Annotated in this window: 24 protein-coding genes; 15 read left to right on the forward strand and 9 right to left on the reverse strand. The window is 64.9% G+C overall.

Annotated elements, in window-relative coordinates:
- Positions 1-4 precede the first annotated feature (4 nt).
- Entirely contained in the window at positions 5-1,039 is a 1,035-nt protein-coding gene (locus tag N5A93_RS10830) for a sodium:calcium antiporter (protein ID WP_268955105.1), read from the reverse strand.
- A gap of 192 nt (positions 1,040-1,231) precedes the next feature.
- On the opposite strand from N5A93_RS10830, the gene N5A93_RS10835 reads away from it, so the two are divergent.
- Positions 1,232-1,735, forward strand: coding sequence for a L,D-transpeptidase family protein (locus N5A93_RS10835; RefSeq protein ID WP_268955106.1), 504 nt, complete (start codon positions 1,232-1,234; stop codon positions 1,733-1,735).
- Here N5A93_RS10835 and N5A93_RS10840 read toward each other — a convergent pair.
- The gene (locus tag N5A93_RS10840; protein ID WP_268955132.1) at positions 1,732-2,379 is read right to left on the reverse strand and encodes a YggS family pyridoxal phosphate-dependent enzyme; all 648 of its coding nucleotides are present in this window, start codon (positions 2,377-2,379) and stop codon (positions 1,732-1,734) included. The genes N5A93_RS10835 and N5A93_RS10840 overlap by 4 nt on opposite strands.
- Positions 2,380-2,539: 160 nt before the next feature.
- Here N5A93_RS10840 and N5A93_RS10845 point away from each other — a divergent pair, with 160 nt between their 5' ends.
- Positions 2,540-3,010 (forward strand): DUF3576 domain-containing protein, encoded by a 471-nt coding sequence (locus N5A93_RS10845; protein ID WP_268955107.1) that lies wholly within the window; start codon positions 2,540-2,542, stop codon positions 3,008-3,010.
- A gap of 19 nt (positions 3,011-3,029) precedes the next feature.
- Here the strand turns inward: N5A93_RS10845 and N5A93_RS10850 are convergent, their stop codons facing one another.
- The gene (locus tag N5A93_RS10850; protein ID WP_268955108.1) at positions 3,030-4,277 is read right to left on the reverse strand and encodes a glycosyltransferase; all 1,248 of its coding nucleotides are present in this window, start codon (positions 4,275-4,277) and stop codon (positions 3,030-3,032) included.
- 150 nt (positions 4,278-4,427) lie between these two features.
- Between N5A93_RS10850 and leuS the strand changes: the two genes are divergently transcribed.
- Genes leuS through holA form a run of 3 tightly spaced genes read left to right on the forward strand, consistent with a single transcriptional unit; the run spans position 4,428 to position 8,456 of the window.
- Entirely contained in the window at positions 4,428-7,004 is a 2,577-nt protein-coding gene (gene leuS, locus N5A93_RS10855; RefSeq protein WP_268955109.1) for a leucine--tRNA ligase, read from the forward strand.
- On the forward strand, positions 6,991-7,434 hold the full coding sequence (locus N5A93_RS10860; protein ID WP_268955110.1) for a hypothetical protein: 444 nt from the start codon (positions 6,991-6,993) through the stop codon (positions 7,432-7,434). The genes leuS and N5A93_RS10860 overlap by 14 nt, the downstream gene beginning before the upstream one ends.
- Positions 7,431-8,456 (forward strand): DNA polymerase III subunit delta, encoded by a 1,026-nt coding sequence (gene holA, locus N5A93_RS10865; RefSeq protein ID WP_268955111.1) that lies wholly within the window; start codon positions 7,431-7,433, stop codon positions 8,454-8,456. Before N5A93_RS10860 ends, holA begins: the two co-directional genes overlap by 4 nt.
- 39 nt (positions 8,457-8,495) lie before the next feature.
- On the opposite strand, the gene N5A93_RS10870 is transcribed toward holA, so the two are convergent.
- Together N5A93_RS10870 and N5A93_RS10875 are read right to left on the reverse strand one after the other, a co-directional pair.
- On the reverse strand, positions 8,496-9,665 hold the full coding sequence (locus tag N5A93_RS10870) for a TIGR03862 family flavoprotein (protein WP_268955112.1): 1,170 nt from the start codon (positions 9,663-9,665) through the stop codon (positions 8,496-8,498).
- On the reverse strand, positions 9,662-10,999 hold the full coding sequence (locus N5A93_RS10875) for a mechanosensitive ion channel family protein (RefSeq protein WP_268955113.1): 1,338 nt from the start codon (positions 10,997-10,999) through the stop codon (positions 9,662-9,664). Before N5A93_RS10875 ends, N5A93_RS10870 begins: the two co-directional genes overlap by 4 nt.
- 75 nt (positions 11,000-11,074) lie before the next feature.
- On the opposite strand from N5A93_RS10875, the gene N5A93_RS10880 reads away from it, so the two are divergent.
- Complete coding sequence (locus N5A93_RS10880) at positions 11,075-11,371, forward strand: HNH endonuclease family protein (RefSeq protein ID WP_268955114.1); 297 nt, start codon at positions 11,075-11,077, stop codon at positions 11,369-11,371.
- A 215-nt stretch (positions 11,372-11,586) separates the two neighbouring features.
- Here N5A93_RS10880 and N5A93_RS10885 read toward each other — a convergent pair whose 3' ends face one another.
- Positions 11,587-13,110 (reverse strand): DUF2125 domain-containing protein, encoded by a 1,524-nt coding sequence (locus N5A93_RS10885; protein WP_268955115.1) that lies wholly within the window; start codon positions 13,108-13,110, stop codon positions 11,587-11,589.
- Between the two features lie 132 nt (positions 13,111-13,242).
- Between N5A93_RS10885 and N5A93_RS10890 the strand changes: the two genes are divergently transcribed.
- On the forward strand, positions 13,243-13,992 hold the full coding sequence (locus N5A93_RS10890) for an SDR family oxidoreductase (RefSeq protein WP_268955116.1): 750 nt from the start codon (positions 13,243-13,245) through the stop codon (positions 13,990-13,992).
- The gene (locus N5A93_RS10895; protein ID WP_268955117.1) at positions 13,989-14,612 is read left to right on the forward strand and encodes an enoyl-CoA hydratase/isomerase family protein; all 624 of its coding nucleotides are present in this window, start codon (positions 13,989-13,991) and stop codon (positions 14,610-14,612) included. The genes N5A93_RS10890 and N5A93_RS10895 overlap by 4 nt, the downstream gene beginning before the upstream one ends.
- Positions 14,613-14,616: 4 nt before the next feature.
- Here the strand turns inward: N5A93_RS10895 and N5A93_RS10900 are convergent, their stop codons facing one another.
- Together N5A93_RS10900 and N5A93_RS10905 are read right to left on the reverse strand one after the other, a co-directional pair.
- Positions 14,617-15,759 carry an AI-2E family transporter gene (locus N5A93_RS10900; RefSeq protein WP_268955118.1) on the reverse strand — a complete coding sequence of 381 codons (1,143 nt, stop codon included), beginning with the start codon at positions 15,757-15,759 and terminating at the stop codon, positions 14,617-14,619.
- Positions 15,760-15,890: 131 nt separating this feature from the next.
- Positions 15,891-17,279 carry a multicopper oxidase family protein gene (locus tag N5A93_RS10905; protein WP_268955119.1) on the reverse strand — a complete coding sequence of 463 codons (1,389 nt, stop codon included), beginning with the start codon at positions 17,277-17,279 and terminating at the stop codon, positions 15,891-15,893.
- Between the two features lie 245 nt (positions 17,280-17,524).
- Here N5A93_RS10905 and N5A93_RS10910 point away from each other — a divergent pair, with 245 nt between their 5' ends.
- From N5A93_RS10910 to N5A93_RS10920, 3 genes are all read left to right on the forward strand, one after another.
- Positions 17,525-18,871, forward strand: a complete 1,347-nt coding sequence (locus N5A93_RS10910; protein ID WP_268955120.1) for a TldD/PmbA family protein — start codon at positions 17,525-17,527, stop codon at positions 18,869-18,871.
- Positions 18,858-19,661, forward strand: a complete 804-nt coding sequence (locus N5A93_RS10915) for a 3'(2'),5'-bisphosphate nucleotidase CysQ (protein ID WP_268955121.1) — start codon at positions 18,858-18,860, stop codon at positions 19,659-19,661. The genes N5A93_RS10910 and N5A93_RS10915 overlap by 14 nt, the downstream gene beginning before the upstream one ends.
- A 101-nt stretch (positions 19,662-19,762) precedes the next feature.
- The gene (locus N5A93_RS10920) at positions 19,763-20,668 is read left to right on the forward strand and encodes a DMT family transporter (RefSeq protein ID WP_268955122.1); all 906 of its coding nucleotides are present in this window, start codon (positions 19,763-19,765) and stop codon (positions 20,666-20,668) included.
- Here the strand turns inward: N5A93_RS10920 and N5A93_RS10925 are convergent.
- Positions 20,601-21,419 (reverse strand): glycosyltransferase, encoded by an 819-nt coding sequence (locus tag N5A93_RS10925; RefSeq protein ID WP_268955123.1) that lies wholly within the window; start codon positions 21,417-21,419, stop codon positions 20,601-20,603. The genes N5A93_RS10920 and N5A93_RS10925 overlap by 68 nt on opposite strands.
- Before the next feature lie 409 nt (positions 21,420-21,828).
- Here N5A93_RS10925 and rpsL point away from each other — a divergent pair, with 409 nt between their 5' ends.
- The 4 genes from rpsL to N5A93_RS10945 form a co-directional block, all read left to right on the forward strand.
- A complete protein-coding gene (rpsL, locus tag N5A93_RS10930) occupies positions 21,829-22,200 on the forward strand; it encodes a 30S ribosomal protein S12 (RefSeq protein ID WP_268955124.1) in 372 nt (123 codons plus the stop codon).
- 12 nt (positions 22,201-22,212) lie between these two features.
- Positions 22,213-22,683, forward strand: a complete 471-nt coding sequence (gene rpsG, locus N5A93_RS10935; RefSeq protein WP_268955125.1) for a 30S ribosomal protein S7 — start codon at positions 22,213-22,215, stop codon at positions 22,681-22,683.
- Between the two features lie 19 nt (positions 22,684-22,702).
- Positions 22,703-24,844: an elongation factor G gene (gene fusA, locus N5A93_RS10940; RefSeq protein WP_268955126.1), complete on the forward strand. Its 2,142-nt coding sequence runs from the start codon at positions 22,703-22,705 to the stop codon at positions 24,842-24,844.
- 84 nt (positions 24,845-24,928) lie between these two features.
- The coding region (locus tag N5A93_RS10945; protein WP_268954828.1) for a GTP-binding protein at positions 24,929-25,026 on the forward strand (98 nt) is incomplete at its 3' end.

Genomic DNA, 25,026 nt, shown 5'->3' on the forward strand with positions numbered 1-25,026 from the left:
TGCGTCACGACATGAAAGCCTGCACCGCAACCGCACCAGCATAGACCAGCAACAGCGCGCTGCTCTCCACTCCGATGCGCCCCGGCCCGTGGCGCTCGCGCACGATCAGCCCGATCAGCAGAATGCTTGTCATCAGCATACCCACGGCGATCCAGAACATGTCGGCGCGCCCGATCGCGTGATAGATCGACCCCTCGCGGTAACCCACATCCGCCGCCGTCAGAAAAAGCACGTCAAAGGTGTTGCCGCCGATGATCCCGCCCACGGCCAGTTGCACCGCCCCGCGCCGTACGGCGGCCAGCGTGGTGATCAGCTCGGGCAGCGATGTCGCCACCGCCGTCATCAGCGCCCCGACCACCGTCGCCGGAATTCCCATCCGCTCGGGCATTTGCACGGCGATCTTCGACATGGTCCACCCGGCCAGCCCCAGGATCATCACCAGGACGCCAAAACGCAGCAGCAGCGAAACCAGGCTGCCCGCAGCCTTATGGTCGGTGTCTGGCCGGTCCTCGCGTGTCTGCGGCGTGCTGACGGGCCGCCACATCGGCGCGGCCCGCACCTGTCCGCCGACCCGCAGCCCCGCGACATAGATCACCGGCAACAGCAGCGATACCGGATGCACCCCCAGAACCGAAACCTCCGGTCCGGTCCAGGCCGCCAGCGGCAGGCCCAGCATCAAGGTCAGAAGGCTGGCCTGATAAAGGATCGCAGGATCGGCCGAGGCATGTTCCAGATTTGCACGCCGGTATGTGATGTCGGCCAGCGCCAGAAAGGCGGTCTGCGCCGCGATCCCGCCCACGGCGTTGGAAAAGGCAAGCGACGCCTCGCCATCAATCGCGGCCGTGACCGAGACCACCGTGCCCGAGAGCGACGTCGCCATGCCCAGCAGAACCGCCCCGGTGATCGCCTCGCCCACGCCGGTCCGGTCAGCCAGCTGGTCGGCCTTCTCGGTCAGCCGGACGCCGACCACCGCGATCACCGCGGCGGTCGCAAGAAACCCGGCGATCAAGCCGGGCAGGGACAGAGCATCGAACCACATTGCGTCCAATCTGGGCTCCCCGCTGTGCGATGGCAAACGCAAAGCTGCGGTCTGGTTTTTCCGGTTTTGTACAAACCTTCGGCGGGGTCGGACGAATTGCGTGCAAAACCGGCGTACAAAACGGACGTTTTGTACGCTCTGTCCGGGCGCGTGGTCTTCCATGCGCGGGCGTTTTGCGGCAACACTCAGGGGATGACACAAGATGACCTTGTTCTCACGCCAATGGGCCTGCGTTTCCAGCGCCGCCTCTATCCCTGCTCGATCGGGCGGGGCGGGCTAAGTCATTGTAAACGCGAAGGAGATGGCGCCACTCCGGTGGGAACATTGCATATCGTCGCCATGTTTTACCGCCCCGACCGCGTGGCCCGCCCCGCGCCCTGGGCGCAACCCATCGGCCCATCGGACCTCTGGTCCGACGATCCTTCGGATCAGTTCTATAACCTGTTGGTTCAAAAGCCTTATTCCGGCTCGCACGAGGTGCTTCGCCGGGCCGATCCGCTCTATGATCTGATTCTGATCACCGATTGGAACTGGCCCCACGCCATCCCCGGCAAGGGGTCGTGCATCTTCATTCACCAATGGCGCCGCCCGCATTACCCGACCGAGGGCTGCGTGGCGCTGAGGCGCGACCACCTTATTGATATTGCAGGACAAATAAGCCCCGGATCACGGCTGATTCTGCGCGCGCGGCCCTAGTTCCGCGCGCCGAAAATCGCGCTTCCCACCCGCACATGGGTTGCGCCAAGCGCGATGGCCTTCTCGAAATCCCCGCTCATCCCCATTGATAAGCCATTGAGTCCATTGCGTTTTGCGATCTTATCCAGCAATGCGAAATGCAGGCTGGGTTCCTCGTCGACGGGGGGGATGCACATCAACCCGCGCACGGACAGGTCCATCCCTTTGCAATCATTGATGAAATCGTCCGCATCAGCGGGCAGAACCCCGGCCTTCTGATCCTCTTCACCGGTGTTGATCTGTATGAACAGCTCCGGGCAATGCCCCTCTTCCTGCGCCAGCCGGGCGATGGTTTTCGCCAGCTTGGGGCGGTCCACCGAATGAATCGACTGGAACAGATCAAAGGCCTGGCGCGCCTTGTTGGTCTGAAGCGGGCCGATCAGGTGTAGGTCAATATCTTGAAATCGTTCACGAAAATCAGGCCACTTGCCGGCCGCCTCCTGAACGCGGTTCTCGCCGAAACAGCGGTGCCCCGCTTCCAGAACCGCCGCGACGCGCGCATCGGGCTGCTGTTTGGAGACCGCGATCAGCGTCACGCTCCCCGCCGCGCGCCCGGCGTTCTCCTCGGCCTTGTGAATACGGTTCCTGATGTCTTCGAGACTCATGTGGCGGCTCTCCCCGCTGGTTCTGTGCCGGTCGCCTGTTTGCCACAGTCCGATACAAACGCACAATCCCCGCCGGAAAGCCCGATACGATTTCAGTAAACACCTTGCTCCGCTGTCCCAGCTTGGATAGTAGGGAAGGGAAACAAACTCGGATTGCGCAATGACAAAGTCCTGCATCAGAAACGCCGCTCTTACAACGATCTGCCTTGCAGTGCTTGCCTCTTGCGGCTCTTTCCGGAACGAAGGTCTGGACCCTGACGCGTATACCTCGCCGACCTCGGCGCGTGCAAAGGCCAGTGGCTCGCTGTTCGACATATTCAAAAGCGGTGACGCCCAGATCAAGGTTAACCGCTTCCTGTGGAACGGCTCGCTGGACGTGCTGGACTTCCTTCCGATTCAGACGGCGGATCCGTTTACCGGCGTGATATCAACAGGTTACGGAACACCCCCCGGAGGCGGACCGGCCTACAGGGCGACAATCCTGATCAGTGATCCGGCGCTTGATGCGCGCTCGCTGAACGTGGCGCTTCAGACCCGCAGCGGCCCTGTCAGCGCAGGCACGCAGCGCGCCGTCGAGGACGCGATCCTTGCTCGCGCCCGCCAGTTGCGCATCAACGCCGGCAAATACTGAAGACCCGGCGGCGCGCGGCTCAGACCGGCGCGCCGTCCATGATCTGGGATACCCAGTCCAGCTGCCGGGGCAGGCAGATCGTGCGCAAATCATATTTCGCCAGCACATCCGCGCGCGCCGCTTCCCCCAAGCGCCGCCGCGCCGCTTCATCGTTAAGCAGATCGCAGACCTGTCCGACCAGAGCGTCGCCATCGAAGAAATCCACCAACCGTCCATTTTCATCATGACTCAGGACTTCGCGCACCGGTTCCGTGTCGCTTGCGACAATGGCCGCGCCGCAGCTCATGGCCTCAAGCAGGCTCCAGCTCAGCACGAAAGGGTAGGTCAGATAGACATGCACCCGGCTGACCTGCAACAGCCGCGTGAAATCGTCATGGGGGATGCGGCCGGGAAAATGCACCCGCGCCCAGTCGGCATCGGGAATGTCCGCGCGCACCTCGTCGATGAACACCTGTTTCCAGGTCTGCCCGGCAGGCGGGCGCGCGCCGTAGCTGACCTCGTCCCCGCCGACGATGACGATCTGCGCCTCTGGTCGTTCTGCAAGCAGCCAGGGCAGGGAACGCATGAAAATATGATAGCCGCGATAGGGCTCGAGGTTGCGATTGACGAAGGTGATCACCTCGTCCGTGACGCTCAGCTCGGGCAGGCCATCCAGTGACAGGCGCGCCTTGGGGCAGGGGCGCGCCATGGCGCTGTCGATCCCGTCATGGCAGATGGTGATGCGCTCGCGGAAGTCCTCGGGAAAGGTTTCGGCCTGAAAACGCGTCGGGCTGATCCCCGCATCCATGATCGGAGAATGGATCTGATTGTTGAGGTTTTTCATGCGGATGCGCAGCCGTGACAGCTCCGCATCGCCCTTGTCGAACTCGGGATCGAAATGCAGATGCGGATAATCGGCCTGATGATAAAGCTCGCAATAAAGCCCGATCCGCGCCGTCGGCCAGACATCGTTGAGGAACATCGATTCGCCCCAGCCCGGGTGCGCCAGGATCAGGTCGGGGGTGAAACCCTTGTCGCGCAATGCCCGCGCCGCGCGATAGCACGCCTCGCCACGGGTCAGCTTGGTGTCGAGATCGACCAGCCAGGGATGCAGGTTCTGCCCCGACCGCTTGGGCAAGCGATAGGGAACAAGGCGCACGCCGTTCCAGTTGGCGGGTTCCTTGGCGCGCAGCGTCAGCGCCACGCATTGATGCCCCCTTGCCGCCAGCAGCGGCGCGAGATGCTTGAACTGGCCCGGAAAATTCTGGTGGATGAAGAGGATTTTCATCGAAAGCAACACCTGGCACTGATTTTCATTCGTTATAGGACTGCGCAGCGGCGCTGCATAGGTCCGCATTTTTGCGCCAGACCACTGGACCCCGCGCGCCGTGCAGCCTATCACGCGAGGCAATGAACGGGACCATGAAGGGTTTGAGGCATGTCGCGCTATTCAGCCGCCGAGATCGAAGCGAAATGGCAAAAGGCCTGGGATGAGGCCGGGCTTTTCCGCGCTATCCGCAAGAATGACAAGCCCAAATATTATGTGCTTGAGATGTTCCCTTACCCGTCGGGGCGCATCCACATGGGGCATGTACGCAACTACACGATGGGCGACGTGATCGCGCGCTACAAAATCAGCACGGGACATAATGTGCTGCATCCGATGGGCTGGGACGCCTTCGGGATGCCTGCAGAAAATGCCGCGATGGCCAGCGGCGGGCACCCCAAGGACTGGACCTACGGCAATATCGACGACATGCGCGCGCAGATGAAGCCGCTTGGTCTGTCGATCGACTGGAGCCGCGAATTCGCCACATGCGACCCCGAGTATTACGGGCAGCAGCAGGCGCTGTTCCTCGACATGCTGGAACAGGGTCTGGTCTATCGGAAGAACGCGGTCGTCAACTGGGACCCGGTGGAAATGACCGTGCTGGCCAATGAACAGGTCGAGAACGGGCGCGGCTGGCGTTCGGGCGCATTGGTCGAGCGGCGCGAACTGACCCAATGGTTCTTCCGCATTTCGGATTTCGCCGAAGAGCTGCTCGATGCGCTTGACGAGCTTGATGACTGGCCGGCCAAGGTCAAGCTGATGCAGGCCAACTGGATCGGTCGCTCGCGCGGGCTGCAATTCGCATTTTCGCTGGTCGAGGGGCTGGAGGGCCATGACCGCATCGAGGTCTACACGACCCGGCCCGACACGCTTATGGGCGCCAGCTTCATCGGCATCTCGCCTGATCATCCGCTGGCGCGCCAGATGGAGAAGGACAATGCCGAGCTGGCGGCCTTCAACGCCGAATGCCGTCGCATGGGCACATCGGAAGAAGAGCTGGAGAAGGCCGAGAAGAAGGGCTTTGATACCGGGCTGCGGGTGCGCCACCCCTTTGACACATCTTGGGAGCTCCCGGTCTATGTGGCCAATTTCATCCTGATGGATTACGGCACCGGCGCGATCTTCGGCTGCCCGGCGCATGACCAGCGCGACCTTGACTTCGCGCGCAAATATGACCTCCCGGTGATGTCGACCTACGCGCCTGCGAACCCCGGTGACGACTTCACCCTGCCCGAGGACGGCGGCGATGCCTATGTGCCGCCCAAGCCGGAGAAGGTTCGCTATATCAAGGGTTTTGCCGGTGACGAGCTACAGACCGGCGAGCAGGGCATCGACAGCGCCATCGCCTTTTGCGAGGAGAATGGCGTCGGCCAGGGCGTGACCAAGTTCCGGCTGCGCGACTGGGGCCTGAGCCGTCAGCGGTATTGGGGCTGTCCGATTCCGGTGGTGCATTGCGAATCCTGCGGCGTGGTGCCGGAAAAGAAAGAGAACCTGCCGATCCAGCTGCCCTATGACGAGGGCGGACAGCCGATTGATTTCTCGATCCCCGGCAACCCGCTGGACCGCCACCCGACATGGCGCGATTGCGCCTGCCCGGCCTGCGGTGCGCCAGCCCGGCGCGAGACCGACACGATGGATACCTTCGTTGACAGCTCGTGGTATTTCGCCCGCTTCACCGCGCCGCGCGCCCAGACCCCGACCGACCTCGAGGAGGCCGGATACTGGATGAACGTGGATCAGTATATCGGCGGGATTGAACACGCGATCCTGCATCTTCTTTACTCGCGCTTCTTTGCGCGCGCCATGCACCTGACCGGCCATCTGCCGCAAAAGGCGATCGAGCCGTTCAATGCGCTGTTCACGCAAGGCATGGTGACGCATGAAATCTACCAGACCCGCGACCCAAAGGATCGCCCAGTCTATCACCTGCCCGAGGACGTGGCGGATGGAAAGCTGAAGGCGACGGGCGAAGCGGTCGAAATCATCCCCTCGGCCAAGATGTCCAAATCCAAGAAGAACGTGGTCGATCCGGTCAGCATCATCGGTGCTTACGGCGCGGATACCGCGCGCTGGTTCGTCCTCTCCGACAGCCCGCCGGAACGTGACGTGGAATGGACCGCCGCGGGCGCCGAGGCCGCTTTCAAGCACCTCGCCCGCGTGCATCGCCTGGTCACCGGCATCGCCGTCAGCGACGAGCCTGCAAACGACCATGACACGGCCCTGCTGCGCGAGATGCACAAGACCATCCATGACGTGACGGGGGGCGTGGAATCCTTCGGTTTCAACGCTGCCATCGCCAAGCTCTACGCCTTCACCAACACGCTGGCGAAGTCGCAGGCCGGGGCGCAGGCGCGCCAGCAGGCGGCCTGTGCGCTGGCGCAGCTCATGTCGCCGATGACCCCGCATCTCGCCGAGGAACTCTGGGCCGCGCTTGGTCAGCAGGGGCTGGTCGGGCAGGCGCCCTGGCCGGTGGCGGATGACTCCATGCTGGTCGATGACACGGTGACCCTGCCGATCCAGATCAACGGCAAACGCCGCGCCGAAATCAGCGTGCCCAGGGACATGGACAAGTCCGAGGTTGAAAAACAGGCGCTGGCGGCGGATGCTGTGATCAAGGCGCTGGACGGGGCCCAGCCCAGGAAGGTCATCGTCGTCCCCGGACGGATCGTGAATGTCGTCATTTGATCGCCGCCAGTTTCTGGGTGGAAGCCTTGCCGCCAGTGCCGTCGCCATGGCCACGGCGGCGGGGAGCAGCGCGCTTGCGGTCGGCGCGATGCCGGGTGGCCTGTCCCGGCTGCACAGCGCGGTTGCGATCAGCCCGTCAATGGGCCGCGAGGGGTATCTGGTCGTCCGCGCCTTGGAAAACCGGCTTGGCTCGGCCGGGCCGGATGCGCGCTATGGGCTTCTTCACGCGCTCGACACCGGGAAACGCCCGGTGGCTGCGCGCCATGCAATGCGGGGCGAATTCACATATGTTCTCAATGACTTGAAGAGCGGCGCGGTCCTGACCTCTGGCAGGGTTGCGGCGCATGGTGGGGGCGAGGACATGATCGCGATACTTGCCGACCGGGTGGTCGCGCGGCTGGTCGTTGCATCGCGGGCCTTGCCCGTATGAAACTCTCGGGCCGTGACGCACCAGGGTATTTTGCCCGCCCCGATCCCCGTCGCGCGGGGCTGTTGATCCACGGGCAGGACGCGATGCGCGTGGCGCTGCGCCGACAGGAGGTGATCGCCGCCCTGATCGGCCCTGCGGGCGAGGAGGAAATGCGCCTCACGCGTATTCTTGCCAGCGATCTGCGTAAGGACCCCGCGATGCTGCTGGATGCGGTGAAGGCGCAAGGGTTCTTTCCAGGGCCGCGCGTGGCCTTTGTGGAAGATGCGACTGACGCGCTTGCCCCAATCGTGACCGACGCCCTGGCCGAGTGGCAGGAGGGCGATGCGCAGGTCATCGTCACCGCCGGTGCGCTTAAACCCGCCTCGAAGCTGCGCAAGCTCTTTGAGGGGCACCCCAATGCCTATGCCGCCGTGATCTATGACGACCCGCCCTCGCGCGATGAGATCGAAGCGACATTGACCAAGGCTGGACTGAAGGATGTCGGCGGCGATGCGATGCGCGATCTGACAGCTTTGGCGCGCGATCTCGACCCCGGCGATTTTCGCCAGACGATGGAAAAACTGGCGCTTTACAAGCTTGGCGATGAAACACCGCTGACCCCGGAGGATGTCGCGCTTTGTGCTCCCAGTTCCACCGAGGCGGAACTGGATGATATCCTTGATATCGTCGCCGAGGCCCGTGCGGGCGAGATCGGCCCGGTGATGAAGCGTCTGCGCGGGCAGGGGGTGCAACCGGTGACGCTGTGCATCAGTGCCACGCGCCATTTTCGCAGGCTTTATGCGGTGGCCGCAGATCCGGGTGGCGCGGCGCAGGGGATCGGGCGGCTGCGTCCGCCGGTCTATGGCCCGCGCCGGGACCGGATCTTGCGGCAAGCGCAGAAATGGGGCGCGCCGCGTTTGCAAGACGCGCTTCGCCTGCTGACCGATACCGATCTGCAACTGCGCTCTGCAGGGCAGCGTGCCCCGGCGATGGCCCTTATCGAACGCGCGCTGATCCGGCTGTCGATGATGGCGCAGCGATAGGCGGCGCGCTGATTAGCTCCAGACCTGTCTGCCGAAGGCTCAGCCCCGCTGCGTGAGGTAATCCGCCGCCGCCCGACCAGCCCATCGGCCTGTCGCAAGACACGCGGTCAGCAGGTAGCCCCCGGTTGGGGCCTCCCAATCCAGCATCTCTCCGGCGGCGAAGGTTCCGGCGCGAGCGCGCAGCATCAGACCGGCATCCAGTGCATCAAAGCGCAGGCCGCCGGCGGTGGATATCGCCTCGTCCATCGGGCGCGGCCCTTGCAAGGGTATCGGCAGCGCCTTGATGAGAGGCGCGGGATCGGGCGGCAGGGGGCGGGCGAACTCCATCAGCAGCGCTTGTTTCACCGGGTCCAGCTTCAGCGCCTTGCGCAGGTGATTGGACATGCTGGCCTTGCCGCGCGGGCGGGCAAGACGCGCGCGGACCGCTTCGATATCGAGGTCAGGCAGCAGGTCCAGCGTGAGGGACGCGCCCTCGCGCAGGGCGGCGGAGATTGCATAGATGCCGCCACCCTCGATCCCCTGCGCGGAAATGACGATCTCGCCGCGCGACAGCGCTGCTCCGGCCTTGAGCGCCACGCCCTTGACCGGTTTACCGAAATGGCGCCGCATATGTTCCGACCAGTGAAGCACGAACCCCATATTGGCGGGCCGGAACGGCGCAAGCGCATCTGTCGGCAGATGCGCGGCCCAGGCCCCGTCCGATCCCAGGCGCGCCCAACTGGCACCGCCACAAGCCAGTATCGTCACGTCTGGGGTCAGGGAGCGGATGCCTTCGGGTGTCTCGATCCTGACCGCATTCCGCTGCCAGCCCTGCCATCGCCAGCGTGTCTCAAGCCGCACCCCAAGGGCATCGAGCTCGGCCAGCCAGGCCCTGAGCAGGGGCGAGGCCTTCATCGCCTCGGGGAACACCCGCCCCGTGCTGCCGGTGAAAAGTGGTAATCCAAAGCCGTGCGCCCAGTCCTGCACGGCCGCTGGCCCGAAGGCTTCAAGCATCGGGCGCAGGGCTGGGGCGGCCTCGCCATAGGCGGCGATAAAGCTTTCGAAAGGGATGTTCTTTGTCAGGTTCAACCCCGATTTTCCCGCCATCAGCAGCTTGCGTGCGGGCGAGGGTTTGGCCTCGGCTAGGGTGACGGTGTGTCCTGCACGCGCCAGTTCGCCTGCCGCCATCAGCCCTGCCGGGCCTGCACCGATGACCAATGCGCCGCTCATGCCGCAGGTGGCAATCCGGCCTTTTCGAGGCCCACATGATGCACGACCCGCTGCGGGAAGGGGATCTCGATGTCATGCGCCTTCAGGGCGTTCCAGATGGCGAAGAGCACATCCGGCGAGGCCTTGTTGGCGCCCTCGTCGATGCCGTTGATCCAGAACTCGACGACAAACTCGACCCCGCTGTCGCCGAATTTCCGCAGCTCGCAATCGGGTGGTTCCGGCTGGTCCAACACTTGCGGCAGGCGTGCGACGGCGTCCTGAATGATGTCGGGGATGATGTTGATGTCGGTGCCATAAGACACTGAAAACGCGACCTCATATCGGTTGGCGCTGCCCTGGTCCGAGTAGTTGACGACGCGTGTCGTGATGAAATCCTCATTGGGCACGACGATCCAGCGGCCATCCACTGTTTCCAGGATCGCGGCGCGCGCCGTCATCTTGACGATGGTTCCCGCCTCGCCCCCGTCAAGCTCCACGTAGTCGCCCACGGTGGCCTGCCCCTCCAGCAGCAGGATGACCCCCGAGATGAAGTTCGAGGCGATCTTCTGCAAACCGAAGCCAAGCCCGACACCGATGGCACCGCCGAGCACGGCGAGAGATGTCAGCGAGATCCCGAGGTAATTCATCAGCACAAGGAAAGCCGCTCCGAAGATCACGATCTCGGCGGCCTTGGCGGCCAGTTGCCGTGTGGCCGGGCGCATTTCGGCCTGGGTCTGGATATACTGGCCGGTCCGGTCGTTCGACCAGCGCCCGAGCCAGAAGACAACCCCGCCCGCGACAAGGGCCTTGATCAGCCACAGAAGGTCGAAAGACAGGTTTCCAAGCGGCACGACCGTGGCCGCCAGCTTTGCCGTCACCGGATCCAGCAGGCCAAGCGCGTAAAGCGCGGCGACCGGGATCAGAACGTAGTTGCCGATCAGCTTGAGAAACGGATCACTCAGGACATCGCGCACCAGGATCCGCACGGCCAGGAACAGGAAAACCCTTTTTCCAAAGGCGATAACAGCACCGGAGCCGAAAATCGAGCGGGTCAGGCTTTCGCCCATGCCGGTCAGCCCATAGGCCAGCAGCGGCAGGATCAGCGGCACGAACAGCAGCAGGGTCTGGCGGCTCTGGGCGATGATATTGTCCTGTCCGGGCGGCGGCGTCAGCAGCCGGGTCAGGGCGGGCCTGAACTTGCGCGCCAGGGCGAAGGCCAGCAGGTAGGCCGCGACAAGCAGGGCGAATTGCGACCATGCCGCCGGGCTCAGAAGCCACCCCTTGGCCAGATCCCAGCCCTGCAGGGCATAGGTCATCCCCTGCCCGATGAAAGCCGGCGGGTTATCCCAAATCATCACGCAACCTCTTGTCAAACGGCACCTTGGCGCCATCCTCATGCCCGCAAGTGGCTTGGGGATCAAGGAAAAGGAATGGACCAACTCCCGGTATGCCCCCTTTGCGGCAGGCCGATTCCGCCGGAGGCGCGCCAAAGCCTGCATCACCTGATCCCAAGGCTGAAAGGGGGCAAGGGCGGGCCGGTGGTGCGGCTTCACCAGATCTGCCACAACGAGATCCACGCCACGCTGAGCGAGGCGGAGCTGGCGCGCGACTATGCCAGTATCGAGGCCCTGAGAGCGCATCCGCGGCTGGCACGGTTCATCCGCTGGGTCGCGAAACGCCCGCCCGGTTTTCATTCGAAAACCCCCGGCGGGCGGCGCAAGCGTTAAGGATTGATTCGTTTTACCGCGGTCACTTTGTGAACAAGGTGAAACCCGCTTCGGTATCGCAGCGGTTTCACGTCGGTATTGCGTCGGTACCGGATCGGTAAAGGCCGGAGGTTAACACAGCGGGCGGATGAAAACCGTACCGATGGCGGCGCCTTTTGTACCCTTCATCTGGCCCAAAATACCTCGGGGGGACCGGGGGGCTGGCCCCCCGGCCTTTACTTGATGCGCTGACCGTTGGCGAGAACCTGGCCATCGGCATTGACCTCGATGGTCGAGACCAGCTCGTCCTCGGCCTCGCCGGGACGGGCGAAAAGCCCCATCATCATGCGCATGCCGCTGGCCTGCTCCTCGGGCAGGATGCCGATCGCGATCAGCTTGTCGAGCAGGCTGTTGCCGCCCATCAGCCTGAGATCCAGCGTTCCCTCGGGTGCGGGCATCCCGTCGAAGCTTTCCAGGTCGTCATTGTCGAAGGTGAAATCGCCCCCGCCTGTCAGCTCCGCCCCCGCAAGGCGCAGGGTCAGATCGTTCAGCGTCAGCGCGTTGAGTTCGCCCGGCTCGGCATCGGAGACCTCCATCGTGCCGATCTGTTCGGGATCGAGCAGGTCGAACAGCAGCTTCGCCTTGCCCGAAAGGTCGATCACCAGCGTCGCCGGGTCGCGCGGCAGTTCCTGCCCGGGATCGAACATCGCCCAGAGCATCTCGGACATGGTGAAATCAGTCAGCCGGAAGGCGGCGGCGAAATCCTGTGGCTCCTCGCCCTTCGAGACCGGCGCCATCAGGTCGATCGCCAGTGTCTCCATCGCCAGTTCCACCGGGAAGGGCAGTTCGGCGCTTTCAAGTTCGATCTGCAAGCCTTGCGTGGCGGCGCCATAGTGAAGCCGCTCCTGGTTCATCGCCAGATCCAGCGCGCCGCTGCGTGACTGGGTGCGCCCTTTCATCGGTGCGTCGTTATCCTCGGCGCTGAATTCGCTTGTGCCGTTCTCGAAGCTGAACCGCCCGTCCAGGGTGAAACCGGCCTCGAGCATGGCCGCCATGTCCTCGCTGCTGACATCTTGCGGAAGCGTCCCCGTGCCTTCGAAACGCATGCTTTCATAGCCACCTGCTGCAAGCACCTGCCCGCCTTCTTCGGGGTCGGTGACATCGAGCGTGTAGGTCACCGGCCCGGCGCTGAATGTCTGCGTCACGTCGCGCAGATCGCCCGAGATCATCCGGCTCGTGCCCGCCACATTGCTGGCCGTCATGCTGGCGGTGCCGATGTCCATCGGCTTGCCGTCGGATTCGACACCTGCCAGCGCCAGGGTCATCGACCCGGCGCTGTAGTCATAGGTCATGTCATCGGGATCGCCCGCGACGGACATCTCGAATCCGCTGGTGCGATAGTCGATTTCGGTCCTGACCTCTTCGCCTTCCGGTCCGGTGCCGTTGATCACCATGGGCATGGTTTCGGGGAAGGACACCTGCACGGAGCCGTCGCCGTTCTCCGTGAACCGAAGCTGGTCGATCGTGATGCTGGCACTGCCCTGATCCTCGGGCATGTCGATGAGGAGCGCGATGTCGCTGACGGTCAGCGTGTCGCCCGACCGCGTCTCGTTCGCTTCGACCGAATAGCCGAATCCCTTCAGGTAATCCTGCCAGCCCTGCCAGACCTGCTCGGGCGTGACATCCGCGAAAGCCGCCGATCCGGAGATGGAAATCGACAAGGCGGCCAGAGCTGTGGCGGATCTTATACGGAACGTCATGGCGAACCCCTTTACTTGAAATGCGCCGATAGCTTCTGATGATGCGGCGGCAGGGTCAAGGGCTGTTCTGGGTGGACCTTGCCCGAACGGCGCGCTACCAACCCCTGCAACCGCAGGAAAAGGGGAGGCGACATGGACCTGACCGGCAAGACCGCCCTGATCACCGGCGCAAGCCGCGGGATCGGCGAGGCCACCGCGCGGCTGTTCGCGGCGGCGGGCGCCAGCGTTGCGCTGGCCGCACGCGACCGCGACGCCATTGCCGCGCTGGCCGCGGAGATCGGCCCGCGCGCCATCGCCACGCCCTGCGACATCAGCCATTACGGTGAGGTTCAGGCGGCGGTGGATGCCTGCGTCGCTGCGACCGGGCGGCTGGATATCCTGATCGGCAATGCCGGGGTGATCGAGCCGATCACGTCCCTCGCCGAAGCCGACCCCGACGCCTGGGGCAAGGCCATCGACATCAATCTCAAGGGCGTCTTTCACGGCATGCGCGCGGCGATGCCGGTGATGCGCGACCAGGGCGGCGGCACGATCATCACCGTCAGTTCCGGCGCGGCGCACAGCCCGCTGGAAGGCTGGAGCCAGTATTGCGCCGCCAAGGCAGGGGCGGCGATGCTGACGCGCTCGGCCCATCTGGAGGGCGCGCCGCTCGGGCTGCGTGTGATGGGCCTGTCGCCCGGCACCGTGGCCACCGACATGCAGCGCCGCATCCGCGCAAGCGGCATCAACCCGGTCAGCGCGCTGGACTGGTCCGACCACATCCCCCCCGAATGGCCCGCGAAGGCCCTTCTGTGGATGTGCGGCCCCGAGGCCGACCCATGGTGCGGCAAGGAAATCTCGTTGCGTGATCCCGAAATCCGACAAAAGGCAGGTGTGGCATGATCCGGCTCGACAAGCATGACAGCGACGACAGGTTCTGGGTGGTGACCATCGACCGCCCCGACAAGGCGAATTCCCTGACCGAAGCGATGCTGGTGGAACTGGCGCGCATCGTCGAATCGGCGCAGGAAAGCGCGCGGGTGCTGGTTCTGACCGGCGCCGGCGAGGTGTTCTCGGCGGGGGCCGATCTGGAGGCGGCGCGCGCCGGTCTGGCCACCTCGGCGGTCTGGGAGCGGCTGAGCGCCGCCATCGCGGGCTTTCCGGGCCTCAGTATCGCGGCACTGAACGGCACGGTGGCGGGCGGTGCCATGGGCATGGTGCTGGCCTGCGATCTGCGCATCGCGGTGCCGGGTGCGCGGGCCTTCTACCCGGTGATGAAACTGGGTTTCCTGCCACAGCCATCGGACCCCAGGCGGCTGATGGCGCTGGTCGGTCCGGCGCGGGCCAAGATGATCCTGATGGGCGGTCAGAAGATCGACCATGACGAGGCGATTCTCTGGGGTCTCTATGACCGTATCGCCGCGCCCGATGCGTTGATCGAGACCGCGCATGGCATCGCCGCCGATGTGCTGTCCGCCGATTACCTGCATTCCGCCACGATCAAGGGCATGTGCCGGGGCTGAGCGCTCAGGACGCCTTGCGGCTGGCGAGTTCCTCGCCGATGCGGTCGAGCTCCTGCTCGTCCTCGGGCAGTCCCTCGCGCGACAAGAGCACCGCCACCTTGCGCAGGCCCGGCACATGGCTGCAGATGACCAGCAGCATCACCATGATCGGCACCGAGAGGAACATCCCCGGAATACCCCAGACCGCGCCCCAGAAGGCGAGGCTGATGATGATCCCGAAGGACGACAGCCTGAGCGCGCGGCCCATCATCCAGGGATCGATCACGTTGCCGTTCAGGAACTGGATCGCCGCCGACACGAGAAATACCAGCCCCGTGGTCTGCGCGTCGCCGGTTTCCACATAGGCCACCAGCGCCACCATCCCCGTCGCCACGATCGAGCCGATATTGGGGATGTAGTTCAGGATGAAGGTCAGGATCCCCAGTGCCAGCGCCAGCTCGATGCCGAACACCCGCGCCAGCACATAGATCATCGCGCCGGTGATCAGGCTGACGGCGGTCTTGACCAGCAGGTAATAGTTCACCCGGTGGATGATGGAGGAAATGATCCGGTTCACCCGCTCGGCCTGCACCGGATCGCCCAGGAAATTGCCCAGCTTCGTGTCGAACCAGATCCGCTCGGCAAAGAGGAAGCCGACAAAGAGGATGACCAGCACCGTGCCCTGCATCAGGTTTCCGGCCTGGCCCGCGACGGTGCGCACATAGCCCGAGATCTGCACGCTGGTGAGTGAATTCAGGATCGCCTGCTCCACGTCCTCGCCCATCCATGCGAAGAGCGAGGCGACCGCTTCGGGGGCGCGTTCGGCATAGGAAACGGTGGTGAAGATCACCGTGTTGAGCTGCGCCAGCAGGATCGAGGAGAGCACCAGAAGAGCCGCCGAAATCAGCACCAGCGCGATGATCGAGGCCAGCCAGTTGGGAAAGGCGAAACGCCCGATGCGCTGGCGCGCGATCAGGCGGATCACGTCGGAGGTGAGCGAAAAGAGGATGATCGCCACCGCCAGCGAAATCAGCAGGAAGCGCGCCTGCACCAAGAGGAATAGCACCACGGCAAAGGCGATGATCACCAATGCGGTGGTGCGCACGCGTGCGTCGCTCTCGGTCTCGCCCTGACCCCGCGCCAGCTTATCGTCGTCTTTCGTTCCCATTGTCCCCTGCATCGATCCCCGTTCACTATGGGCAGCGCGGCAACGGGTTACAACCCGCCCGCGCCGCACCGGGTCAGGTAATTCGCCCTCAAGCGCGCTCAACGCCCATTCCGGTGCCATCCGCCGGGGGGTCAGGTCACGCTGATCCAGTTCATCATCCCCGACATCTGGTGGCTGGGCATGTGACAGTGAAACATCCAGTCACCCGGATTGTCGGCGACGAAGGCGATCTCGCGGGTTTCGCCTGCGCGCAGCAAGAGCGTATCGCGCCAGGGGCCGGTCGCGCCGCCCGCCCGCAATTCGCGAAAATGCATCCCGTGCAGGTGCATGGCGTGGGAAAAGGCGGTGCGGTTCTCGATGGGGATGCGGATGGTTTCACCAAGAGATGCGGCGACCAGGGGCGCATCGGGCATGCCGACCATGCCGTTGAAGGCCCAGAACTGCCCGGCCCCGGCCAGCGCGCGCATGTCCATCCGGTTACCCTTCCAGGTGCCGCCCCCGGGCAGGCCGCGCATCGCCCCGCCCTCAAGCGTCAGCGGCACCTGCCGCGCTTTCGCGGTGTCGATCACCGGCATGTCATTGGGCGGCAGGGGCGCGGGCGCGGGACGGATGGCGCGCTGCGGCCCGGTGGCGTCGAGCGCGACAAGCGCGAAGGTGCCGTCGCGCTCGCGCGAGGCGATTAGCGCCTCATCGCCCGGCGCGGCGGTCACATCGACCAGCAGGTCGGCGCGCTGGGCCGGGGCAAGCACCAGCTCGGCGAGGGCGAGGGGCTGTTCCAGCGGCATCCCGTCCAGCGCCGCGAGCCAGACCGCGAGCCCGCGAAAGCGCAGATCGAAGACCCGCGCCGTGGCGGTGTTGACCAGCCGCAGGCGCAGCCGCCCGCCCGCAGGCACCGTGCGGCGAAGCTCGGGGCGGGCATTGACGGTGATGTAATTGCCCAGCCGTCCGGCATGGGACATGTCGTGGCGCGCGCCGAAATCGTCGCGGATCACCGCATCCGCGGCCACGCGCCAATCGTCCAGCACGAGGACCTCGTCGCCATCCACGTCGGGGCGCGCGCCCTCGGGTTCCTCGACCACCAGCACACCGGCCAGCCCGCGCGATATCTGCTCGAGCGAGTTGGCATGCGGGTGATACCAGAACGTCCCCGCATCGCGCAGCGCGAAGCTGTAATCGAAGGTGCTGCCGGGCGGCACCGGATCCTGCGTCAGCCCCGGCACGCCATCCATCGCGTTGGGCAGGCGCAGCCCGTGCCAGTGGATGGTTGTGGCCTGATCCAGCCGGTTCTCCAGCCGCATATTCAGCACATCGCCCCGCGCGTGGCGCTGGGTCGGCCCCGGCACCTGCGCGTTATAGGCCCAGACATCGGTTTGCGCGTAATCGGGCGGGGCCAGTTGAATGCGCGCCGGGGCGGCTGTCAGGGTGGTGGCGCCGGTCTGGCTGCGCGCCGGGCCTGCGAAGACCGGCCAGAACGCCGCTGCGCCGGCACCGGCAAGGATCTGTCGTCTGCTGAGGGTCATGCTGCGGCGGCTCCGTTCCTGACGCATGTGGCGGCGCGTCTTTTCAGTATGATCCGAGAGACCCGGTCTCGGGCAATGATTCGTCGCGCGGACCGGGCGCAGGCCCCAAGGACGCCCCGGCGTTCGGGCGGCGCGGCCAAGGCCTGCCCCAGTTGTCGCGCGCAAGCCGCGCACCCGTTTTGAGCGCCGCGCCCTTGCACCCTTATGAGGCAGGGGCTACCTGTTGCGCGCCACAGGAGAGATGCATGACACAGGCGCTTCACCAGATCACCGATGCCTTGCTTGACGCCGCACGCAATGCCGGAGCCGATGCGGCCGACGCGATGGCGATGAACGGGCGTTCGGTCACCATCGACATGCGCGGCGGGACGCTTGAACAGGCCGAGCGCGCCGAGGGGCTGGATGTCGGCCTCAGGGTGCTGATCGGGCAGCGTCAGGCCTGCGTTTCGGCCTCGGATGCGCGCCCCGAAGTGCTGACGGCGCTGGCCGAACGCGCCGTTGCGATGGCGCGCGAGGCGCCGGAGGATCCCTGGATCGGGCTGGCCGATCCCGATCAGCTGGCCGAGACGCGTGACGCCGACGCGCTGGAACTGGCCGATCCCGCGCCCGAGCCTTCGCCCGATGCGTTGCAGGAGGATGCGCGCGCCGCCGAGGCGGCCGCGCTGGCGGTCAAGGGGGTCAGTCAGGTGCAGTCCGCCAGTGCCGGTTACAGCTGGCGGGCGGTGCATATGGCCGCGACCAACGGCTTTTCGGGCGGCTATGCGCGCAGCGACCGTGGGATTTCCTGCGTCGCCATCGCCGGTGAGGGCAGCGGCATGGAGCGCGATTACGATGGTGACAGCCGTATCTTTCAGGGCGATCTGCGCAGCGCCGGGGATATCGGCCAGCGCGCCGGGGAACGCGCGGTGGCCGCGCTCAATCCGCGCCGCCCGCGTACGGGGGCTTATCCGGTGCTGTTTGACGAGCGCATTTCGGCGTCGCTGATCGGTCATCTGCTGATGGCCGCCAATGGCGCGGCCATCGCGCGGGGGTCGTCCTGGCTGCTCAACCGGCTGGGCGAAGAGGTGCTGCCCGAGGCGCTGTCGCTGATCGAGGACCCGACGCGCCCGCGCGCCACGGGGTCGCGCCCGTTCGACGCCGAGGGGTTGCCGACGCGCCGCCGCGCCATCGTGGATAACGGCGTGCTGGCGGGCTGGACGCTGGACCTGGCCAATGCCCGCAAGCTGGGCATGACGCCGACCGGCAACGCGCGGCGCGGCGCCTCGTCGCCGCCAAGCCCGGCGACCTGGAATGTCGCGCTGACCCAGGGCGACCAGAGCCGCGAGGCGCTGATCGCGCAGATGGGCACCGGGCTGTTGGTGACGTCGATGATCGGCTCGACCGTCAATCCCAACACGGGCGATTATTCGCGCGGGGCGTCGGGGTTCTGGGTCGAGAATGGCGAGATCGTCTGCCCGGTCAACGAATGCACCATCGCGGGCAACCTGCCCGAAATGCTGCGCCGCATGACGCCCGCCAACGATGCGCGCCCCTGGCTGAGCCGGGTGGTGCCGTCGCTTCTGGTCGAGGGGCTCACGATTGCCGGCGAGTGATCTTGACCTTCTGATCGAGGCCGCCCGCGCGGCGGGCGAGGTGGCGGCGCGCTTTGCCGGGCCGCAGGCGAAACGCTGGGACAAGCCCGGCGGGCTTGGCCCGGTGACCGAGGCCGACATGGCGGTGAATACGCTGCTGGCGGCGCGGCTTCTGGGCGCGCGGCCAGATTACGGCTGGCTCTCGGAGGAAAGCGAGGACAGCGGCGCGCGGCTGACGCGCGAGCGGGTGTTCATCGTCGATCCGATCGACGGCACGCGCAGTTTCATCGAAGGCTCGGGCACCTGGGCGCACGCGCTGGCGGTGGCCGAGGGGGGGCGGGTCACGGCGGCTGTGGTCTACTTGCCGATGCGCGACAAGCTTTATGCGGCCGCGCTGGGGCAGGGCGCGACCCTCAATGCGCGCCCCATCACGGTCAGTGCGCGGGCCGATCTGACCGGGGCGGAGGTGCTGGCGGCGAGGCCCAATTATGCGCCTCAACACTGGCCGCGCGGCGTGCCCGAGGTGAAACGCGCCTACCGCCCCTCGCTGGCCTATCGTCTGAGCCTGGTGGCCGAGGGGCGCTATGACGCGATGCTGACGCTGCGCGACAGCTGGGAGTGGGATATCGCGGCGGGCGCGCTGATCCTTGACGAGGCGGGCGCGCGCGTCACGGACCGCAGCGCAATGCCGCTGCGATTCAACAATCCCGTGCCGCAGGTCGGCGGCGTGGTCGCCGCGAACCCGGTGCTGCATGCTGCGCTGGCCGAGGCGCTGGCGCCCGAAACGCCGCAGGGCACCCCGCCGGCCTGATCTGCCCGCCTGATATGCCGCATCGCGGCGTGGACGGCCTCTTGTGCGCGCGGCTTATCCGGGGCACATGCCCCGTGTCGCAGACCCCGAAAGGCAGCTTGATGAAGGCACGATCCGACAACGTGACAGGCGCGCTGCTGATGATGGGGTCGATGGTGGCCTTCACCGTCAACGATGTTTTCCTGAAGGCGCTGGCGGGGCAGATCCCGCTGTTTCAGGTGCTGTTCCTGCGCGGCGCGCTGACCACCGTCATGGTGGGCGTGATCGCCTGGCGGATGGGTGTCCTCCGACTGCGCCTGTCGCGGCGCGATACGGGCCGCGTGGCGATCCGCATCGTGGCCGAGATCGGCGCGGCGTATTTCTTTCTGACGGCGCTCTTCAACATGCCGATCGCCAATGTGACCGCCATCCTTCAGGCGATTCCGCTGACCATCACGCTGGCCGCGGCGGTGGTGTTCGGCGATGCGATCGGCTGGCGGCGGCTGCTGGCGATCCTGGTCGGTTTCGCCGGTGTGCTGCTGATCGTGCGCCCCGGCGCCGAGGATTTCACGATCTATTCCTTCTATGTTCTGGCGGCGGTGGGTTTCGTCACGCTGCGCGACCTGATCACGCGAAGGCTGTCGCGCGAGGTGCCTTCGATGCTGGTGACCTTCATCACCTCGGCCTCGATCATGGTGGCGTACGGGCTTGCCATGCTGGGTGGCGAATGGGTGACGGTGGATCTGCGCGCGGGGGGGCTGGTGCTGGGCGCGTCGGTGATGGCGGTGGGCGGTTACCTGACGTCGATCATGGTGATGCGGGTGGGCGAGGTCAGTTTCATCGCGCCATTCCGTTACACGGGCCTCATCTGGGCGTTGTTGCTGGGTTGGCTGGTCTTTGGCGAATGGCCCGCGCCGGTCACGCTGGCGGGTGCGGCGATCGTGGTGGGATCGGGCATGTTCACCCTGTACCGGGAGGCGAAACTGGGGCGGAAAAGACGCTTTTCACCTGTGCCTCGTCCACGTTGAAGCGTGCCTTGAAGGCGGCGCGCTCCTTGTCGTCGAGCGGCGCGAGCGGGCCGGAGGAGGGGTTGGAATCATTGTCCCCATGGACCGCGCGCAGATACATCGGCATGGTGGGATCGACCAGGGTCGGCATCTGCTCATGCAGCTTGTGATGGGGGTAGTTCATCACCGTCTTGGGATCGCCGGGACGAAACAGCACCGCCAGTCCGCAGGCCCAGAACGGCGCCTGAACGGCCCGCGCGCGGATGCCTTCGGATGACAGTTCCACCGTATAGCCGCTGCGATATTCGAATGCCATGTTGCGCCAGCCTTCACGCATCCGCGCGCTGCGCCGGGCGGTGCGGCGCAGCGTGCCGACGAAATTCACACCCACCGCATCGTCGTCATCGAGGCGGAACTGGATCGACTCGGTCTCGTCCTCGCCCAGCTCGGCCTTGAGCGCCAACTGCATGGCAAGGCGATGCTTCATCGGCGCGCTGGCGACGATGCGGATCTGGGGGATGGCCGCGGTCAGATCCTCGAGCCGCTGTCGCCAGATATCCGGCAGGCTTTCGCCCACCAGCACGATGAAACTGAAGCGCGGATCCCTCTGCGCGGCGATCGAGGGCAGGGTCAGGGTTTCGAAATGCCGGAACCTGAGCGCCATGCGCGCGGGATCATAAAGATAGGCCTCGCGCGCCGCGATACTGTCATGCATCCGCTTGAAGCCGCCCTCGGCGGGATATGAGAAGCGACAGATACCAATGACACGCATGAAACCAGACCTTGCTTGACGGCTTTTGGCACATGCTGGCAAAACCCTGTGGCCGGAACAAGCCGAAAGCCTGACAAAGCCATGATCCCGGACACGCCGCGCGCCGTCATGAGCGGTGGTCAGGGCGCGGAGCAGAAGGCGGCAAGGGCTGTTGACAAGGCAAACGACTCCCCCTATACGCGCCCCATCCCGGCCAAGGGGGTCGCCCCGCAGCCGATATCATAACTGAAGTGGTCACGATCCGGGCGTCGAGCGCTCCGATCCTCTGGAAACCCACCGCGTCGTACCTGAACGAGCAGGCTGCGATAGCGGTTTTTGCGTTTTGCGGACGCGTGAGGCGCTGCATAGGAATGAACCCGCACGGCTTTTCGTGCAGACACATGTGTTGAGAGACGGGGAAAGATACCCAATGCCAACGATCCAACAGCTGATCCGTAAACCGCGTCAGCCGAAAATCAGAAGTCAGAAGTCCATGCACCTGCAGGGGTGCCCGCAGAAGCGTGGGGTTTGCACGCGCGTCTATACCACGACGCCGAAAAAGCCGAACTCGGCCATGCGTAAGGTTGCCAAGGTGCGCCTGACCAATGGTTACGAGGTCATCAGCTACATCCCCGGCGAAAGCCACAACCTTCAGGAGCACTCGGTGGTCCTGATCCGTGGCGGCCGTGTCAAAGACCTTCCCGGTGTGCGCTACCACATCCTGCGCGGCGTTCTCGATACGCAAGGCGTCAAGGATCGTAAGCAGCGTCGCTCGAAATACGGCGCCAAGCGTCCGAAGTAAGAGGAATAACAGATGTCCCGTCGTCACGCCGCTGAGAAACGCGAAATCCTGCCCGACGCCAAGTATGGCGACCGGGTTCTGACGAAGTTCATGAACAACCTGATGATCGACGGCAAGAAATCCGTCGCCGAAACGATCGTCTACAACGCGCTCGACCGGGTCGAGGACAAGGCCAAGCGCGCGCCGGTGGAAATCTTCCACGAGGCGCTGGACAACATCAAGCCCGCGGTCGAGGTTCGCTCGCGCCGGGTGGGCGGCGCCACCTACCAGGTGCCCGTCGAGGTCCGCCCCGAGCGCCGCGAAGCGCTGGCAATCCGCTGGCTGATCACCGCCTCGCGCGCCCGCAATGAGAACACGATGGAAGAGCGCCTTGCCGGCGAATTGCTGGATGCGGTGAACAGCCGCGGCACCGCCGTGAAAAAGCGCGAAGACACTCACAAGATGGCCGAGGCGAACAAAGCCTTCAGCCACTACCGCTGGTAAAGCTCGGAAGGCTCACGACATGGCACGAGAATTTTCGCTCGATCGCTACCGCAACTTCGGGATCATGGCGCATATCGATGCAGGCAAGACCACCTGCACCGAGCGTATCCTGTTCTATACCGGCAAGTCCCACAAGCTTGGTGAGGTGCATGATGGTGCGGCCACCATGGACTGGATGGAACAGGAGCAGGAGCGCGGCATCACCATCACGTCGGCGGCGACGACCACATTCTGGTTCCGCACCGAAGACGGTGAGAACCCGACCGGCATCTACGGCGACACCCCGCAGGAAGCCAAGTTCCGTTTCAACATCATCGACACGCCCGGCCACGTCGACTTCACCATCGAAGTCGAGCGTTCGCTGGCGGTTCTGGACGGCGCGGTTGCCGTGCTGGACGCCAATGCCGGTGTCGAGCCGCAGACCGAAACCGTGTGGCGTCAGGCTGACCGCTACAAGGTGCCGCGTATCGTGTTCGTCAACAAGATGGACAAGATCGGCGCCGATTTCTTCAACTGCGTCGACATGATCGCCAGCCGCACGGGCGCCGTGCCGGCGCCGATCCAGCTGCCCATCGGGGCCGAAGACAAGCTGGAAGGCATCATCGATCTCGTGACCATGAAGGAATGGGTCTGGATCGGTGAGGATCTGGGCGCAAGCTGGGTTGTCCGGGATATCCGCGACGACATGAAAGAGCTGGCCGAGGAGTGGCGCGCCAAGCTGATCGAGAACGCCGTCGAAATGGACGATGCCGCGATGGAAGCCTATCTCGAGGGCGAAGAGCCCGACGAGACGACGCTGCGTTCGCTGATCCGCAAGGGCACGCTGTCAATGAGCTTCGTGCCGGTTCTGGCCGGTTCGGCGTTCAAGAACAAGGGCGTGCAGCCCCTGCTGAACGCAGTGATCGACTATCTGCCCGGCCCTCTGGACGTGCCGCCCTATATGGGCTTCTCGCCGGATGACGAGACGGAGACCCGCAACATCGAGCGCCGCCCCGGCGACGATCAGCCCTTCGCCGGCCTGGCGTTCAAGATCATGAACGACCCGTTCGTCGGCACGCTGACCTTCACGCGGATCTATTCGGGTCTGCTGGAAAAGGGCGGCAGCGTTCTCAACGCGACCAAGGGGCGCAAAGAGCGCATCGGCCGCATGATGATGATGCACTCGAACTCGCGCGAAGAGATCGACTGGGCCGGTTCGGGCGACATCATCGCCTTGGCGGGCCTGAAGGAAACCACCACGGGCGACACGCTCTGCGATGCGCAGAAACCCGTCGTTCTGGAAACCATGACCTTCCCCGATCCGGTGATCGAGATCGCGGTCGAGCCCAAGTCGAAGGCCGACCAGGAGAAGATGAGCCAGGGTCTCCAGCGGCTTGCCGCCGAGGATCCGTCCTTCCGCGTCGAAACCGATCTCGAGTCGGGCCAGACGATCATGAAGGGCATGGGCGAACTTCACCTCGACATCCTGATCGACCGTCTGCGCCGCGAATTCAAGGTGGACGCCAATATCGGCGCTCCGCAGGTCGCCTACCGCGAGACCATCGGCCACGAGATCGAGCATACCTATACCCACAAGAAACAGACCGGTGGGTCGGGTCAGTTCGCCGAGGTCAAGATGATCATCGCGCCGACCGAGGCGGGCGAAGGCTACAGCTTCGAAAGCCGTATTGTCGGTGGTTCGGTGCCCAAGGAATACATTCCGGGTGTCGAGAAGGGGATCGAAAGCGTCATGGACAGCGGGCCGCTGGCCGGCTTCCCGGTGATCGACTTCAAGGTCGCGCTGATCGACGGCAAGTTCCACGATGTGGACTCCTCGGTCATGGCCTTCGAGATCGCCGCGCGGATGTGCATGCGCGAAGGTCTCAAGCGGGCCGGTGCCAAGCTGCTGGAGCCGATCATGAAGGTCGAGGTGGTGACACCCGAGGAATATACCGGCAGCATCATCGGCGATCTGACGTCGCGTCGCGGCCAGGTCTCGGGTCAGGCGCCGCGCGGCAACGCGATCGTCATTGACGCCAACGTTCCGCTGGCCAACATGTTCGGCTATATCAACACGCTGCGCTCGATGTCCTCGGGCCGCGCCCAGTTCACGATGCAGTTCTCGCATTACGATCCGGTGCCGCAGAACATCAGCGAAGAGATCCAGTCGAAATACGCATAAGCAGCGGTGCGGGGGGAACCCCGCACCCTACCCACCCGTAGGGTGCGTCACGGCACGCACCGCCACAAAAACCAGGAGGCCATCATGGCAAAGGAAAAGTTTGACCGTTCGAAACCGCATGTGAACATTGGCACGATCGGCCATGTTGACCACGGCAAGACGACGCTGACGGCGGCGATCAC

The sequence above is a fragment of the Roseovarius salincola genome (genome assembly GCF_026891095.1).
Classification (GTDB): Bacteria; Pseudomonadota; Alphaproteobacteria; order Rhodobacterales; family Rhodobacteraceae; genus Roseovarius; species Roseovarius salincola.